The organism is Micromonospora sp. DT47, assembly GCF_049844475.1.
Lineage (GTDB): Bacteria > Actinomycetota > Actinomycetes > Mycobacteriales > Micromonosporaceae > Micromonospora.
Window position 1 is genome coordinate 119,395 of the sequence record NZ_JBNCLC010000010.1, and the last position, 15,514, is coordinate 134,908.

Genomic DNA, 15,514 nt, shown 5'->3' on the forward strand with positions numbered 1-15,514 from the left:
CTAAGGCATCCCCGTGCAACCGCGCCACCCTGGCGAACTGCCGGGACCTAGTGACCCGAGGGGGCCGGGCGGACCGGTTTTCCGGGATGACGAGAGTGCCATGCTGGGCGCCGCCCGCCGTTCTGAGATCCGGGGCTGCCGGACCCACCGGATCTCCTAGAGGACTATCCGGCCGTAGGGCTGACCGTGCGGCTGACCAGCGATGAGTCGCACTACTCGCGAGACCGGATGTTGGGTACGCGCGCGGGTGGGGCAGCCTCGGCGGCACCCCGTCCATGCTCGCGTGCCCCGCGCTCAGCCTTCAGACTGTCTGCCGGCCCGGTCGGCGACGAAAACGCCCAACCCCTGATGGCCGTACAACTCTCCGGTCTCAATGAGGATGGTCACGGCTTGGCGAACAGTCGATTGGCTGCCCACCTCATACATCTCGGCTAGCGCCTTGGTGGACGGCAGTTTGTGGCCGGGAGGCCACTCACCGGAGGCGATGCGCTCCCTGATGTCGGCGATGATCCGCCGGTAGTGCGGCTCGAACTTCCGTGGTGCGGGCATGCGAAGTACTCCCAGCTAGGCCCACACATCTGATCACGGCAGCCAGGAGAACTTCAAGAGCAACGTTGACTTTACCAGCAATGCCGGTAGGGTGCGAAGGCGAGGAAAGGCCCCAGCTAGGCACTGAGGTCCCTGCCTTCGTCGGAGCAGCAGTTACGGCCGGTGCGGTTATCCAACTCCGGGTCCGGCGCGCTGCTCCGACGCCGAACACGTCTGCTCGGCCGCCTGTCGGCGACCGAGCAGGAAGCAGGCCCGGGGTGGGTGCTGGGCTCCGGCCGGTACGGACGCGCGGCCGTACCGATCGTCCCCGCCCGCCTCGGCGCCACCCACCACCTGAGGAGGGCCATGGACTCGATCGACGACATCCTCGGCGAACTACCCATACCGCGCCACGTCACTGCCGAAGACGTCAGCTTCGCCGTCAAGGCGGTCACCGTTCACGCCGCCGAGCAGTGGCCCGACGGTCCGCGGTGCCGCAACGACCGTGCACCCCACCCCTGCCGGCTGCACCGCTGGGGCCGCCGGGTCCTCGACCAACGCGGCCTCACCGACCGGCAGATCCGCGCGCTGATCGCCGAGCAGGAGGCGCCGCAGCGATGATCTACGTGACCGGGGAACGCCTGCAGCCGCACCACGCCCGCATCGCCTCCTTCGACACCCGCTGGCGCGGCCTCGACCCTGCCCAGGTGCACGACTACCTCAACCGGGTAGCCGACGAACTCGAACGACTGCACCGCGAGCTGACCACGGCGAACACCGAGGCCGAACGCATCCGCCAGGCGCTGCGGCAGTGGCAGTCTCGGCACACCGGCTGCCGCCACCCAGACCCAGGTTCACCGAACAGCCGGTGGCAGCGATGACCGCACCCCGCTGGATCATCCACCTTCCCACCACCCTGACCAGCCTCGACGAGGCCACCACCCTCGCCGTGGCCCTGCGCGACTCGCTCGGCCACGTCACCGCCATCGACTTCGGTGAGACCACCCTCAGCGAGGAGGATCGCCAGTTCCTGCGTACCCGAATCTGGTGTGACGCCAAGCTCGACCGCGCCGGCCGCTGCCGACGCCGCGACGACCATGACGGCCCGTGCGGGGCCACGGATGAGGGCCCACGCCGGTAGCGTCCCGGGGATGCCCGACACCGCGCACGATGACCTGCTGGCCGGCTTCACGGCTCCCCAGCCGTACACCATGGCGGCCGTCGCCGGCGCTCCCCGCGCCCCCGGCGTGCACGTGGTCCTCGACGGCGGCGTGGTCATCTACGTCGGCCGGACCAGGCGGGGTCTGCGGGATCGCCTCCGGCAGCACCTGACCGGCAACCGCGACTCGTCGGTGCTGCACGACCAGGTCGGACAGCTCCTCGACACCCCGGACAACGCGGCGTCGGCCGCCGACATCGCCGGCTGGCTGAGTCGGCGCGAGGTCCGCTGGCAGGAGACCGACAACCCGGAGGGTACGAAGGAAGCCCTGGTCGTCGCCCTCAAGCCGCGCTTCAACCGGCAGGTGTCGAAGCCACGTCACGCGGACGGTGGCGAATAGCGGAGCGGCGCGTGGGTGACTGCCCCAAGCCGGAACGGCTCTGGCCTCCTGACCGACGCCCCCGAGGCCCAACCGGACGAAGATCCGCCGAGGCTCCCCCTTCCGACGGACCAGGACCTACGTGAGATGGCCCGCCAGCTGCCGCCGTGGTTCAGCCTTCTGCGTCGAGGACCTCGCCCGCTCTGGCTAGTACGGACTTCCACAGATTCGGCGCGACAGTACCGCGGAGTAGCGCGACTACCTCCTCCGCCGCCAGGTCGACGAACCGCTGGGAGACGGGTCCTCGCGGTGGCGGGGCGTTGGAAGGCTCCACCACCGCGCGAGGACGGACGTGCGGGCCGTCCTTGACTTCGGCCGCATCTGACCCATCGGTTGCGTCCGAGTTCGAACCGACCAACTCATCCAGGAGTTCTCCCCCCGGGTCCGGTTCGAACTCCGAACCTTTCTTTGCATCGACCGCATCGCCGGTCCCCGCATCAGAGGGTTCATCGACGCCCTCCGTTGTCGGATCGTCCGATCCGCGGTCGTCGTCGTCCATAGCGAGCGGGTCTCCGACGCAGACGATGTCGAGATACCTGGTTGTTCTGGTCAGTGCGACATACAGCAAGCGGTGGCCCCGGTCGTCCTCGGCGACGATGTCTTCCGGCTCCATGACGACGACCGCGTCGAACTCGAGGCCCTTGGCTTCCTGAGGACCGACCAGGTTGATTCCTGGGCCGAGCTCACCGGCGGACGCGGCACGCCAGGCCACGTCTTTGGCCTTCAGCTCTCGTTCGGTGTCCGGGCGGCAGGAAGTGGGGCAGATGATGGCTACGGATCGACCGTGGGCTGCGTGCCCCATCGCGACGCGGACGGCCTCAGCCGCACGCTCGTCCCCGTCGATCCGGTGGATGAGAGGCTCGGCCGGACCGTCCCGCACGATGTGCGGTGCCTGCACCGTGGGAGCGGCGAGAGGCAGGAGCTGGGCCGCAAGCTCGAAGACCTGTCGAGGTACCCGGTAGCCGTAACGCAGCTCTTCGCGGACTTGGGGAAGATCGGCAGGCAGGTGATCGAGAAGCTCGTCCCAGTCGTCACGCGCCCAGTGGCCGGTCGACTGAGCGATGTCCCCGACGATGGTCATGGATCCGTTGGCAGAGCGGCGGGCGATGGCTCGCAGTTGCATGGGGGAGAGGTCCTGCGCCTCGTCGACGACGATGTGCGTAAATCGGGCCTCCACGCTGTTGATGAGGTGCTCGGCCTCGTCGAGCACCGCAAGGTCGGCATCGCTCCACGTCTCTTCCGAGAGCCGATCGGCGGGCCGCCGGTGCAACAGTGAAACTTCCCGGGCCGTGAATTCGTCGCCCGCCGCTGCCATCAGCCGGTCGCGGGAACCGTAGAGCTCACGCAGGAACGATGCGGCGGTGAACGACGGCCAGAGCCGGTCCATGACGGGATCGAGTGCCGTCCGCAGTCGTTGCGGACTCACCCGGACCCGGGGGGAGACGAGATCGGTCAGCAAGTCCCGGAACAAGTGCCGGCGCTCGGAGTATGTGCCGGCGCTGGCACGGCACCGCATTATCAGCGGCTTGAGCTCCTCGGCGGCCATCGGCACGGGGCGGCCCTCGATCTGCGCCTCTACCCAATGCTGTCCCTCGGGCGGCCCGACCCGAGCGTAGAGCGCCCGCCGCACGAGCCCAGCCATCCTGCCGTCGCCCTTCAGCCTCACGACTTCGGGATCCTCTTGGCGACCACGTTTCACCGGTGGATGCAGCTGGTTGATGTCACGTTGCTCAATGCTCGTATCACCCAGGCTGGGCAGCACCGTGCGGGTGTAGCGCGTAAAGGTGGGGCTCGGGCCGATGATGAGCACATCCTGGGCCGAGAGTTGACCCTGACTGTTGAACAGCAGCCAAGAGACTCTGTGTAGCGCAACCGCTGTCTTGCCGGTGCCCGGTCCGCCCTGGATGACCAACAGCTGGTCGATCGGGGCGCGGATGAGATCGAACTGCGCTGCCTGGATCGTCCGGACGATGTCCTGCATCGTGCCGGTGCGGTTGCTGTTGAGGTCTGCGAGGAGCGCGTCGTCGACGTCCTCGTGCGCCTCCAGCTCGGCGACGTCAGCGGCGAGCTGGGCGAACACTGTGTCGCTGAACGACGTGATCGTGTTGCTCGAGCACTCGAAACTGCGCTTGAGTCGGAGGCCGAACGGGTCGGCGTGACTTGCCTCGTAGTAGTGGGCGGCGGCAGGTGCCTGCCAGTTCATGACGAGCAGCTCAGAGTGGTCATCAAAGATCGCGTGGTGGCCGACGTAGAAGACCTCGCCGTCCTCGTAATCCATCCGGCCGAAGGCGACGGGTTCGTCCGATCCGCCTATGCGGTCCAGCCGCGCTTGGGTGTCCTGCCTGATCCTCGCGGCGGCGCCGCTGTTGGCGGCAGCGCCTGCGGCGAGGCCCAGATTCCTGCGCATGCGCTCCCGGTGGTCCCATGCCGCGTCGAAGTACTTCTGCTCGCGACTCAACTCTTCCGAGACCGCATCCATCCTGGACCTCCCGCTGACATGGCGCACACCGTAGCGCCTCGCTACGACCAAATCGGCCCTCCTCGCGCGGAGCCGAGGACGCTGAGGCCGGTTCAGCAAGTTCGCTCAAGATCCCCTGACCGTACGGTCGGTCAACGATCTTGTCGCTCGGTCGAGTGCATGTTCGCCCGCTCAACCTTTCGGCGCTGCGGACGACCGGTCGGGTCTATGGACGAGCGCGATCGGCACGGATCACAGGCAGAAGCGCCGGCAAGGCCAAGATCGGACCGGCTGGCTGTCCCGGACCCACCGTTCCGTCCACCTGGCGCTATCCGCCCCGATGATGCGTCGCTGCCCGCCCTGGTGGAAGATCATCAAGTTCGGGGGGCGGCATGATCGAGGGGGCGCGGTGAGAGTCTCGCTGATGTTCCTGCCGCTGGCCGTAGCCGCCGTGCCGGCGGTGCAGGGCCCGCTGGACGCGAGGACCAACGTAAACGTGCAGTGCCTGCAGGAGGAGCGAGATGTCGAGCGTGTCTAACGGAGGATGGCAGCCTCCACCGGTGCCCCCGAATCTGGGAGCGAGCCTCGGCTGGCGGATCCGGCACAGCCTCTGGCTGCTGCTGCCCGTCGCCGGCTGCGGCTTCCTCGCCGGGGCCGGATTCCTCTACATCGGCCTGCGCGCCCGGCGCCCGGCCTGGTGGATTGCGGGCATCGTCTACCTGGTGATCGGTTGGACGTCCTTCGCCACTGTCGGCGAGGCGGACAAGACCAGCACCCTAAGCACTGTGGCAGTGGTCGTGCTCCTGGCGATGTGGGTGGCGAGCATCGTGCACGGCTTCCTGATCAACCCGTCGTGGCTGCGCTGGCGGGCCGGCCACGTTCCCTGGTACACCCGGCCCCAGGCGCCGCCGCCCACCTGGCCCGTCAGCCCGTACCCACCGGCGCAGGCATGGCCACCGGCGCCGGCAGGGCCACCGCCCCTGCCCACATCCGCGCCGCCCGCCGTCGCCGAGATGATGCCGCAGCCCGGCGCCTACTCCGGTAACGGGACCGCGGCGGCGCCCGTGCCCACTCAGCCGTCGCCGCTACCGGCGCCGCAACCGCCGTCGGCGCCAATGGCCGCGCCCCCAGGGGCCGTGGATGTCAACGCGGCGACGTTCGAACAGCTCGCCGCTCTTGCTCACTTTCACCCGGAGCGTGCGCAGCGGGTGGTGGCCGAACGGCAGGTGCGCCGCGGGTTCGGCAGCGTGGAGGAGTTCGCGGCCGTCGCGAACCTCGCGCCGCACGAGTTCGCTCACCTCAGAAACCTGGTGACCTGCGTACCGCAGCAGGGGCTGCCCGCCGGCCAGCCGCCGCCACCGAGCCGCGTACTCGATGTGGCCTCGACCCCGCCGAGCGGCACGCCTACCTGAGCGAAGTCGCCGACGAATTGGCCCGGCTGGAGCTGCCCCGGACCCGGCCGACGACGAGGACCGACTCGACGACTTGCGCAGCCGGGGCTGGCACCGGCCGAAAGCGCTCCCGGGCGCGCCGGCGCAGGGCCGCACCGAGCTGGCCGCGCTGCGCGGCGCCAGCCTCGCCACACACCAGCTGGGTCACCCGTACGCGGGGACGAAGCACCTGCTGGTCGACCTGCTGGCCGGCTTCACCGCTCCCCAGCCGTTACACGATGGAAGCCCCCGCCGGCGCTCCTCGCTCGCCCGGCGGGCACGTGGCGCGGGCAGGGATCGAAGAGTTGCTTGATGCCCACCCGTCGAGCGAGCCCGTGCACCTGGATGTGCCGGTCAAGTTCCCAGACGGCTGGGAAGCGAATCAGACAATGCTGGCCGAGTGGAGGCGTCAGCATCTCGCTTTCGATACATCAGGACGGCTACGAGGCAACGTTCGCGATCTGCGAGGGGGCGACCTCGGCGAAGGGCGTCCAGCGGGCGTCGCGGTCGCCGTGCCGCACTGATCGCAGGCGGGCGGTGAATTCTTCTCTGACGCCGGTCGAGCTATGAAGAAGCGGAACCGCGGCTGCGATCATCTTCAATTCGCGAGCATCGCGCAGCAGGGACCAGTTCGAATCGGCGGTGACGTCGTACCCGTATGCGGCGGCCAAGGCGTCATGCGCTCCGCGCCGACCGAAGCGGACCTCGCCGACTGCAACCGCGGCCAGATCGACCTGCCAGGGGCCGAGAGAGGTGGCGTCGAAGTCGCACAGCACGGCGCCTCCTGCCCTCTTTCTCAGCAGATTGCCCACGTGGGCGTCACCATGGATGAGCTGCGAGCCAACGTGCTGCTGAAGAGCGGCGACCGGCCGGTCGAGGCGATCGCACCAGTCGAGCAGGAAACGGCGATCGTGGTCGCTCAGCCCTTCCGCGTCGGTGATGCGTGATCTTGCATCCCCGACCGGGTCCCAGCTTGGCAGGGAGAGCGGTGGACCGCTAAGACTGTGGAACTTGCGCAGAGTCCGCCCGAGGTCGTCCACCGTGGGTTCTGGTGAGGCCGACGGGATGTACTGCCAGATGGAGGCCAGCAGCTCCCCGACCTGTACCGGCTGCACGATCTCCGGCGCGAGTCGGATCGTCGGTGCGTCGATCTGCTCGAACCACCGCCCGAGTTCGATTACCTTGTGCACCCGTTGGTGCAGCCGGTGCGATCGGGCGATGCGGATGACGACGCCAGCGGACGGCAGCGCGAACACCGCATTGTTGGTGAACCGGAGCAGTCTTGCATCGTCGGCGCGCACCCTTAAGTCTCCGGCCACCTGATGCATCGCCGCCGTCATGACGTCTTTGGTGAAGCGGCCGGTCCCGCTCATGCAGTCACGGGCTCGAAGGCGGCAAGGGTGCGCGCGAAGTCATCGACCTCGGGGATTGACCGATGCTTGACCAGGTCACGCCGGAGATTACGCACTCGGTCGACGGTCCGCCGAGAGGTCAGCTTGCCAGCGTGCCTGATGACCCGACCACCGATGGCCATCGCTTGCCGTGGCTCGTCGGCGAGAAACAGCGCACTGCAGAGGCCCACCTCGTTGAGCACCGTGCTGCGTACGTTCTGGGGACCGAATGCGGCGACTGCCTCCCGCACCCAGCGCACGGCATCCGGCGCGAAGGTGCGGTCCGCGCGCGCGAGGTCCCGGTAGACCCGGCCGTACTGGGCCAGAAGTTCGCCTCGGTCGTAGAAGCGCATCCACTCCGGCTCCCGATCTCCGGCGATCCGGTCGAAGGCGTCCCTCGCCCTGCCGAGGGTTGTCTGGGCTGCCTGGCGGTCGCCGATGGCGGCCAGCGACGCCGCCTCCGCGCCGTACAGCATCGCTGAGACCGCCGGGGTGGCTTCCGCGCCTAGCTGGGTGCGCGCGAGTTGCAGCGTGGCGAGCGCGTCCCGGTTGTGGCGCTGGTGCTGCAACTGTCTGGCTTGGCAGTAGCGGACTCTCGCCGTGAGCAGCGTGTCGTTGGCGACGAGCGCGGCCCGCTCGGCAGCGACGAAGTGTCGCTGCGCGTCAGAGTGGAGCCCTGCATCGAGCGCTGTCCAGCCTGCCAACTGACGGGCCGCCGCGATCGAAGCGACGAATCGGGGCGTCAGCGACTCGGGGTGAGACCAGTCGAGCAGCCCGTACACAAAGTGGGCGAACCGGTCGACTTCCCGGTAGAGCAGCCCGCCACCGCACTCGTAGTCCACCGACCGGTACAGCTCAAGGACAGCGTTGAGCCGCACAACGTCCGCTGATCCGATCCGGCGAGGGCGTGCGAGCGCCAGGTTGCCCAGCAAGCCGGCGCCTGCGGCGACGGCGGCTATGCCGGCCAGCAAGGCACGTCGGCCTTCGTCAGTTGCCATCGAATGATCCTGGTCGGGACTAGTGCGGACGCCGGGCTGCGTTCCTTCCGGTGGATGTGAGGCCTGGTCGACGGCTGCCTCGGGAAGCGCAAACCAGAGGCGGTTGGCCGGTATCCGGAGGAGCTGCGCCCAGTGCGTCATCCGGTCCAGGTGCACCAGCGGCGGCCCGTTCTCGACCCGGCTCAGCTGTGCCTGCGTGACCCCCAGCCACCCCGCCACCACGGTCTGCGGCAGCGGATACCGCCCGTGGTACGGATGGCACCGGTACGCCCGGATCACCCGCCCCAGATGTCGCTCCGCCAAGGCCTGCCGTACGGGCGCGTGCTCCCAGAAGCTCGCCGGCACCACCGGTGGCGCGCTCAACCGGTCCCGCTCGGCGGCCTGGCACGGTGTGCAGCGTCCGCTGTCGTTGTCGCGGGCCAGTCGTCCGCCGCACCGGGGGCAGTTCGCGTGTGTCACCGGCAACCTCGCCATTCGCGGGTGGCTGTGTCCGAAGTCGAGCCTATCCATTGAATCCGCTCCGTGGAGGAGCGGTATACGTAGCGCGTATATCGACGATGTTCGCGCCGTCATGTGACGACGAGTCAGCCCGGCTCAGCCTGAGTGCAGCCCGCAAGACGCGCATCGGAAGGAGCATCATGCTGCTCACCATCGACCGGGTCAGCTCCGGCCGGTCCCTCGTGCCGGACGAGCTGTTCGCCCAGCTGACCTCTCGCATCGCCTGTGACCATCTCGAGCTGGCTTCGGACCTGCCGGCCAGGATCATGGACCAGGCGCTCGCCTTCCTCGGCACCTGCGCCACCAGCACCGAGCCACTCGGCCCCAGTGAGCTGGTCGACATCGGCTGGCACACCTTCATCCTGCACACCCACGACTACGCCGACTTCTGCCAGCGCATCGCCGGTCGGTTCATCCACCACCAGCCCGAGCCCTCATCGGACGAGCCCAGCCCGTCCGGCCCGGAGCCGATCGGTGCCCCGATCTCCCGGACGGTCGCCGCGATCACCGCCGCCGGCTTCGCGCTCGACGCCGCGCTCTGGGGCGGTCGTGATGCGGCGAAGTGCACGCCCAAATGCAGGCCGAAGTGCAACCAGTGCCACGCCGGCTGCCACAACAGTCCGACGAAGTAGACCGGCTCGCCAGCGGTCCCGGGCATAGACTGCCCGGGACCGCTCGTCGTCGGGAGGCTGCCGAATGCCGCGCCGCCAGCACTGGGAGGACCTCCCCGAACCGGTGCGGCGTGAGGTCGAGCAGCACGTCGGCCGGATCGTCTCGGCGTACTCGGTCCCGACCGGCGCATCCTGCGACCTCGCCGTCACCCTCGACACGGCCACCGGACGGGTGTTCTGCAAGGGCGGTGCCACGGACGGGCCAACCGCCTGGCTCTACCGCAATGAGGCCCGGGTCAACCCGTGGCTGCTCGACGCGGCACCCCGCCTGCTCTGGACCGTCGAGCGGGACGGCTGGCTCCTCCTCGGCTTCGAGCACGCACCCGGCCGCCACCCGGAGCTGAGGCCGGGCTCGCCTGATCTCGACCTCGTCGCGGCTCTGCTGGCGACCATGACTCGCGAGCTGACGCCCTGCCCACCGGTGACGGTGCAGCGCTTCGCCGACCGGTGGCGCGGTCTCATCGACCCTGAGCTGGTCGACGGGGACACCCTGCTGCATACCGACATGACGCCGCGGAACTTCCTGCTCGGCGACCGACTGCGGCTCGTCGACTGGTCCGCTCCCTGTCGAGGGGCAGCCTGGATCGACACCGCGTTCATGCTGGTGCGCCTCATCCGAGCCGGCCACGACCCCGCCGACGCCGAGCATTGGGCCACTCGGGTCCCGGCGTTCGCCGACGCTCCCGACCAAGCGGTCACCGCCTTTGCTGACGCCCTGGTACGCCTCTGGGACCGGATGCACCGCTCGTCGTCTGCACCGCACCACGGACCACTTCTCGACGCCGCCCGTCGTTGGCACACCTACCGGCTCAGCCGACAGCCGGCTTCAGCCTGACAAGCGATGCGAGCGCCGGAGCTCGTCTACGACGGTCCCCCACCTCCGTGCCCTGCTGGGTGCGCAGGGGGACAATTGTCACCCCCGCGTCCTCAAGGAGCCGGAGGTGCCCGGCGTAGGCGGGGTGGGCGGCGAGCGCCGGTTTGACGTGCCGGAAGGCGTGGATCGGTAGGCCGGCGCCGAGCGCCTCGTTGAGGATGCCGAGGGCCAGCGTGTCGCTCGCCCCGGTCGCCCACTTGTTCGCGGTGTTGAACGTGACCGGCACGGCCAGCACGCATCGGCCGCCGGATGCGGCTCCGGGTCGCCGGGCATTCGCCACTCCACGCGCACCGGGTGGCCCGTCTGCTCTTCCAGGCCTCACAGTCGAGCCAGATCCCCGCGGTCGGGGTGGCGATGACGCACACCGTCCAGCCGTCCGCCATCAGTAGCTTGATGAGTTCGCCGATCCGCTCGGCCGGGGGAGCGGCGCAGACGATCAAGTGCAGCACCGGTTGTTCCTCCATTTCAACAGTCTCGCCCACACGACGAGCGGCGTAATCAGCCGTATACGCAGCGCGCATGACGTTCACGATCATGTCGGCATACGGGAACCCCTATTCCTCCGCGAGGGTGAGCGCATGGCCCGGGGCGGGTGCTGGGCTCCGGTGGTGCGTTTCCCCCGATCCCGCATCCGCCGTCCCCGCCCGCCCCGGCGCCACTCCATCTCCCCACCTCGACGGAGGCGCCTCCCATGACAGCCGTACTCGACGACTTCCCTGTCCTCACCCCGGTCACCGACGAGGACCTGACCACCGCCGCCCGCGCCGTCATGACGCACGCCCCTGAGAGCTGGCCGGAGGGCGAGCTGTGCCGCAGTGAACGCGTCCCGCACCCGTGCCGCCTGGCCAGGTGGGGGAGAGCAACGCTGCGAGCGGCCGGCCTGACCGAGGAGCGGGCCGATGAGCTGATCACCGCAGGCGGGACGTACCCATGGCCGTGGGCATGACGGGGCTGGCGGCGTATCCGATGGAAGCGTTCGACCGGCTCGGGCCGGCGGGGGTGCGTGGCGCAGTGGCCCGCTGGCTGCGCCTGGTGGCGGCGGACGCGGAGCTGTCGCCGTACCTCGTCGGGGTTGATCGTGCCCGGCTCGCCGGGCACCTGGCGCTGCTGCTCACCGTGTCGCTCGGCGGCCCGGCCGGCGACGTCGTCCGTCCGGCGGCGGGTGCGTGGCAGGGGTTGGGCCTGTCGGAGGCGCAGCACCGGCGGGTGGTCGACTACCTGGCCGGGGTGCTCCGGGCCCTTGAACTGCCGCCCGGCGCGATCGCCGCCGCGCAGGCGGCCTTCGCCGACGAGGCCGGCGAGTGACCGCCGATCTGGCACCGTCGTGGGCGACGATCATCGGGTACGCCGACCAGGACGCCCAGCACTTCTGGGGCACGGTGCAGGACCGGTTTCCCGGGCTGCTGCCGGAGCGGGAGGCGCCGCTGGTCTTCGCCGCGCTGGGCCGGCTGGCCAGCGGCGGCGACGATCCGGCCGGGCGGGCAGCGCTGCTGGCGTTGCTCGGCCGCGCGTACCGCCGCCACGACCTGCTGCCGCCCCACGAGGCGTCGATCGGCGACGCGCTGCTCGCCACCGTCGCCCGCCACGTCGGCCCACAATGGACGCAGACGCTCGCCGACGGCTGGGAACGCGGCGGCACCGCCGACGCGTGGATCCGTTCAGCGTCGAGGCGCTGCTCGACCACCGGTGGGCCGACGGTGACGGACTCCTCGGGCGGTGGCTGCCCGAGGATCTGGAGGAGGCGCTGCTCGACTGGTTCCCCCGCAAGGTGACCTTGCCGCCGGAGCGGTGGGCCGCCGTCACACCGGCCGTAGGCGCGTTCGTCGACTTCCTCTTCGACCAGGACCTCGCCGACCGGCTCTGCGCCGACCAGCAACTGCTGCACGCCGCCCTGGACAAGCTCGCCGCGCCGTTCGCCGACGCGATGGCCGACCAGAGCCGCTACGGCATCGCGAAGTTCTGGGCGATGCGGATGCTGAACGAGGGCATCGACCCCACCGATCAGGCCGCCGCGGAGCGGTTCATCGCCGATCTGCACGCCGGACGGGTCGCCGTCGACGAGGACCTGCTGAACCAGGTGATGACCAACCACCTGCTCGGCGAGCATCCGGACCAGCACCCGCCGCTACCGCTGGTGGCCGTGCCCGACGACGACACGCTCCGCGGGCTGGCCGCCGAGTCAGTTGTCGTACGCCGGCTGCGGGAGTTGGTGCGGTGGCTCGGTGACGGGCGGACCCTCACCACGACTGGCCGGCTGCGGCTGGCCGACGCGCGGGAACTCGTCGCGCTGCTCGAAACCGGCGACGTCCTTGACCCCATGATCGGCGACCGGGTCTTCAAGACCCGCAGCAGCGACGAGCTGTACGTGCTCACCGTGCTGGTCGCCTGGGCCCGGGCGGCCCGCGTCGTACGGGTGGTGAAGGGGCGGCTGGTGCCGGTCAAGAGCGCGGCGAAGGTGCTGGCGGACCCGCTCGCGCTGTCCCGGCGTGCCTTCACCGGACTGTTCGAGCTCGGCGAGGCGGTCTGCGGCGGCGGGTGGGCCGAGTCGGTGCTGCGGTGGCGGTTCGACGAGGCGGTGTTCGCCGTGACCATGGCGCTGTTCATCGCGCCGGAACCTGTGGAAGCCGACGAGTTGCGGCAGCTCGCCTACCAGGCGGCCTGCGACGGACTGGGGTTCGACTCCGGCACCGAGGAGCAGAAGCGGAGCTGGCGTCGGCTCGCCGACAACGACACCGACCGCCTGCTCGACCAGCTGGCCAGGCTCGGCGTGATCGAGAAGGGCGAAGCTGTTGTCACACTGACCCCCTTGGGTGTCGGCCTGCTCGCCGGGCACCTACGTGAGCAGGGCGTCACCGTGCCGACCATCGACCAGCTGACGGATGAGACCGCGGAGGTGGTGGTCGCCACCGCCACCGGCAGCCCGGCGGAAACCGCCGCCCTCATGCACGCCTGGTGCGCGCGCAACCCCGCCACCGCCTCGTCTGAGTTGCGGGCACTGGCCGAGCGCACCGACGACAGCGAGCATCGCCGGCTCGCCCTGGCGTACGCCTAAACCGGCCAGGGCAGGCCGCCACCAACGCGGGGAACGCGATCATGCGGCCGCGTCTTGCAGAGCCCCGGTGACGCCATGTCAGGTCGGCGCGTCCGGGGTCCCGGGTGGATAGCCGCTGACCGGGTCGGTGGTGAATGCGCCGGCTGGTCACGTCTTCGCCGCCCTTGCCGTTGTCGTCCTGCTCGCCACCGGGCCGGCCGTAATCGTCCTCACAAGTCGAGGCGCTGGGAGCTAATCCAAGGGCGGAGTGTCGGCAGCGGCGGCTAATCTGCCTGCGAGCGTCACCCCTCCGCACGTCGCGCCTGCCCATCGGCCGACGCCGCGCCGCCACCACCGCTCACCCGTTCGGTCAGATCCGACTTCAGGAGACTTCGTGACACAGCAAGCTGTCGCGGCACCGCAGCCTGTCCCGACATCGGACAAGCTCGACGCCGCGGTTCTCAAGGTGGCTGGCGTCGTCGTGCTCGGTGCGATCATGTCGATCCTCGACGTGACGGTGGTCAGCGTCGCGCTGCCGACGTTCCAGAGCGAGTTCGACGCGTCCTACGCCCGCGTCGCTTGGACGATGACGGGCTACACGCTCGCGCTGGCCACGGTCATCCCACTCAGCGGGTGGGCCGCCGACCGGTTCGGCACCAAACGCCTCTACATGATCGCCCTGGCGCTGTTCACGATCGGGTCCGTTCTGTGCGCCACCGCCGACACCATCGGGCAGTTGATCACGTACCGCGTGCTGCAGGGCCTCGGCGGCGGCATGCTCATGCCGATCGGTATGACGATCATGACCCGGGCGGCGGGGCCGCACCGGATCGGCCGGTTGATGGCCGTCCTCGGCATCCCGATGCTGCTCGGCCCGATCGGCGGCCCGATCCTCGGCGGCTGGCTGATCGACGTGGCGAGCTGGCACTGGATCTTCCTGATCAACCTGCCGATCGGCGTCATCGCGCTGATCTACGCGCAGCTGGCCCTGCCGAAGGACAACCCCCAGCCGTCAGAGTCGTTCGACTTCCTCGGCATGCTGATGCTTTCGCCGGGGCTCGCCCTGTTCCTCTACGGCGTCTCCTCGCTGCCCGAGGCCGGCACGTTCGCCGACCCCGAGGTGTGGGCGCCCATGCTGATCGGCGCCGCGCTGGTGGTGGCGTTCGTCGTCTACTCCTTCAAGCCGCAGCACCCGCTGCTCGACCTGCGGCTGTTCCGCAACCGCAAACTGACCATCGCTGCGGTGACCATGTTCGTCTTCATCATCGCGTTCATGGGCGCCGGCCTGCTGTTCCCGAGCTACTTCCTGCAGGTGCGCGGCGAGTCGACGCTGGCCGCCGGCCTGCTGATGGCGCCACAGGGCATCGGCGCGATGCTCACCATGCCGATCGCCGGCATGCTGGCCGACAAGGTGCCGGTCGGCCGCACGGTGCCGTTCGCGCTGGTGCTGATCGGCGCCGGGTTCTTCACCTTCACCCAGGTCGACCCGAACACCTCGTACGTGCTGCTTTGCGGCTCGCTGTTCGTGATGGGCCTGGGCATGGGCGGCACGATGATGCCGATCATGACCTCGGCGCTGAAGAGCCTCACCGGCCCCGAGGTGGCCCGCGGCTCCACGCTGGTGAACATCCTCCAGCAGATCGGCGGCTCCGTCGGCGCCGCGGTGATGTCGGTGATCCTCACCAACGAGCTGAACGGCTCCCAGCCGATCCCCGGTGTGACCGACCCGAGCGGCAAGCCGATCACCGAGGCCGGGCTGGCCATCGCCGCCCAGCAGCGGCCGGAACTGACCCAGCAGTTCCCGGTCGACCCGTCGCTCATCGAGCGCGGGCTCGACTTCGCCGCCAGCTCCTTCGCCACGACGTTCTGGGTGGCGTTCGCGCTGGTGCTGCTGACGTTCATCCCGGCCGCGTTCCTGCCCCGCCGGCGTGAGCGGTCGCACCTGCTGGACGGCCAGCCGGGGGAGCAGGGGAAGACGCCCGTCGTCATCCACTGAGCCGACCGTCGGGGCCGTCGGGTACGTCCCGGCGGTCCCGC

General features: G+C 69.7%; 18 protein-coding genes. 13 read left to right on the forward strand and 5 right to left on the reverse strand.

Annotated elements, in window-relative coordinates; translation table 11 throughout:
- Positions 1-294: 294 nt before the first annotated feature.
- Positions 295-549 carry a GntR family transcriptional regulator gene (locus tag ACLQ2U_RS17675; protein WP_386984831.1) on the reverse strand — a complete coding sequence of 85 codons (255 nt, stop codon included), beginning with the start codon at positions 547-549 and terminating at the stop codon, positions 295-297.
- Positions 550-711: 162 nt separating this feature from the next.
- Between ACLQ2U_RS17675 and ACLQ2U_RS17680 the strand changes: the two genes are divergently transcribed.
- From ACLQ2U_RS17680 to ACLQ2U_RS17695, 4 genes are read left to right on the forward strand one after another with little or no spacing between them, the layout of a single operon-like run.
- Positions 712-1,149: a hypothetical protein gene (locus tag ACLQ2U_RS17680; RefSeq protein WP_425751766.1), complete on the forward strand. Its 438-nt coding sequence runs from the start codon at positions 712-714 to the stop codon at positions 1,147-1,149.
- Complete coding sequence (locus tag ACLQ2U_RS17685; RefSeq protein ID WP_425751767.1) at positions 1,146-1,409, forward strand: DivIVA domain-containing protein; 264 nt, start codon at positions 1,146-1,148, stop codon at positions 1,407-1,409. The genes ACLQ2U_RS17680 and ACLQ2U_RS17685 overlap by 4 nt, the downstream gene beginning before the upstream one ends.
- Positions 1,406-1,669 carry a hypothetical protein gene (locus tag ACLQ2U_RS17690; protein ID WP_425751768.1) on the forward strand — a complete coding sequence of 88 codons (264 nt, stop codon included), beginning with the start codon at positions 1,406-1,408 and terminating at the stop codon, positions 1,667-1,669. The genes ACLQ2U_RS17685 and ACLQ2U_RS17690 overlap by 4 nt, the downstream gene beginning before the upstream one ends.
- 10 nt (positions 1,670-1,679) lie before the next feature.
- The gene (locus ACLQ2U_RS17695) at positions 1,680-2,087 is read left to right on the forward strand and encodes a GIY-YIG nuclease family protein (RefSeq protein WP_425751769.1); all 408 of its coding nucleotides are present in this window, start codon (positions 1,680-1,682) and stop codon (positions 2,085-2,087) included.
- A 151-nt stretch (positions 2,088-2,238) separates the two neighbouring features.
- On the opposite strand, the gene ACLQ2U_RS17700 is transcribed toward ACLQ2U_RS17695, so the two are convergent.
- Positions 2,239-4,605, reverse strand: a complete 2,367-nt coding sequence (locus tag ACLQ2U_RS17700) for a HelD family protein (protein ID WP_425751770.1) — start codon at positions 4,603-4,605, stop codon at positions 2,239-2,241.
- Between the two features lie 388 nt (positions 4,606-4,993).
- On the opposite strand from ACLQ2U_RS17700, the gene ACLQ2U_RS17705 reads away from it, so the two are divergent.
- From ACLQ2U_RS17705 to ACLQ2U_RS17715, 3 genes are all read left to right on the forward strand, one after another.
- Positions 4,994-5,122, forward strand: coding sequence for a hypothetical protein (locus ACLQ2U_RS17705; protein ID WP_425751771.1), 129 nt, complete (start codon positions 4,994-4,996; stop codon positions 5,120-5,122).
- Between the two features lie 22 nt (positions 5,123-5,144).
- Positions 5,145-5,996 (forward strand): ComEA family DNA-binding protein, encoded by an 852-nt coding sequence (locus ACLQ2U_RS17710; protein ID WP_425751772.1) that lies wholly within the window; start codon positions 5,145-5,147, stop codon positions 5,994-5,996.
- 73 nt (positions 5,997-6,069) lie between these two features.
- Entirely contained in the window at positions 6,070-6,327 is a 258-nt protein-coding gene (locus tag ACLQ2U_RS17715) for a hypothetical protein (RefSeq protein ID WP_425751870.1), read from the forward strand.
- A 127-nt stretch (positions 6,328-6,454) separates the two neighbouring features.
- Here ACLQ2U_RS17715 and ACLQ2U_RS17720 read toward each other — a convergent pair whose 3' ends face one another.
- Positions 6,455-7,387, reverse strand: a complete 933-nt coding sequence (locus ACLQ2U_RS17720) for an aminoglycoside phosphotransferase family protein (RefSeq protein ID WP_425751773.1) — start codon at positions 7,385-7,387, stop codon at positions 6,455-6,457.
- Positions 7,384-8,862 (reverse strand): XRE family transcriptional regulator, encoded by a 1,479-nt coding sequence (locus ACLQ2U_RS17725; RefSeq protein WP_425751774.1) that lies wholly within the window; start codon positions 8,860-8,862, stop codon positions 7,384-7,386. The genes ACLQ2U_RS17720 and ACLQ2U_RS17725 overlap by 4 nt, the downstream gene beginning before the upstream one ends.
- Positions 8,863-9,041: 179 nt before the next feature.
- Here ACLQ2U_RS17725 and ACLQ2U_RS17730 point away from each other — a divergent pair, with 179 nt between their 5' ends.
- Entirely contained in the window at positions 9,042-9,533 is a 492-nt protein-coding gene (locus ACLQ2U_RS17730; RefSeq protein ID WP_425751775.1) for a glycine-rich domain-containing protein, read from the forward strand.
- A 64-nt stretch (positions 9,534-9,597) separates the two neighbouring features.
- On the forward strand, positions 9,598-10,407 hold the full coding sequence (locus tag ACLQ2U_RS17735) for a hypothetical protein (RefSeq protein ID WP_425751776.1): 810 nt from the start codon (positions 9,598-9,600) through the stop codon (positions 10,405-10,407).
- Here ACLQ2U_RS17735 and ACLQ2U_RS17740 read toward each other — a convergent pair.
- Positions 10,382-10,672, reverse strand: coding sequence for a hypothetical protein (locus ACLQ2U_RS17740; protein ID WP_425751777.1), 291 nt, complete (start codon positions 10,670-10,672; stop codon positions 10,382-10,384). The genes ACLQ2U_RS17735 and ACLQ2U_RS17740 overlap by 26 nt on opposite strands.
- Positions 10,673-11,137: 465 nt before the next feature.
- Here ACLQ2U_RS17740 and ACLQ2U_RS17745 point away from each other — a divergent pair, with 465 nt between their 5' ends.
- The 4 genes from ACLQ2U_RS17745 to ACLQ2U_RS17760 all read left to right on the forward strand — a co-directional run bounded on the left by ACLQ2U_RS17745 (position 11,138) and on the right by ACLQ2U_RS17760 (position 15,473).
- A complete protein-coding gene (locus tag ACLQ2U_RS17745) occupies positions 11,138-11,392 on the forward strand; it encodes a hypothetical protein (RefSeq protein ID WP_425751778.1) in 255 nt (84 codons plus the stop codon).
- Entirely contained in the window at positions 11,389-11,751 is a 363-nt protein-coding gene (locus ACLQ2U_RS17750) for a hypothetical protein (protein ID WP_425751779.1), read from the forward strand. The genes ACLQ2U_RS17745 and ACLQ2U_RS17750 overlap by 4 nt, the downstream gene beginning before the upstream one ends.
- 343 nt (positions 11,752-12,094) lie before the next feature.
- A complete protein-coding gene (locus tag ACLQ2U_RS17755; RefSeq protein ID WP_425751780.1) occupies positions 12,095-13,498 on the forward strand; it encodes a hypothetical protein in 1,404 nt (467 codons plus the stop codon).
- A gap of 373 nt (positions 13,499-13,871) precedes the next feature.
- Positions 13,872-15,473 (forward strand): DHA2 family efflux MFS transporter permease subunit, encoded by a 1,602-nt coding sequence (locus ACLQ2U_RS17760; protein ID WP_425751781.1) that lies wholly within the window; start codon positions 13,872-13,874, stop codon positions 15,471-15,473.
- Positions 15,474-15,514 lie beyond the last annotated feature (41 nt).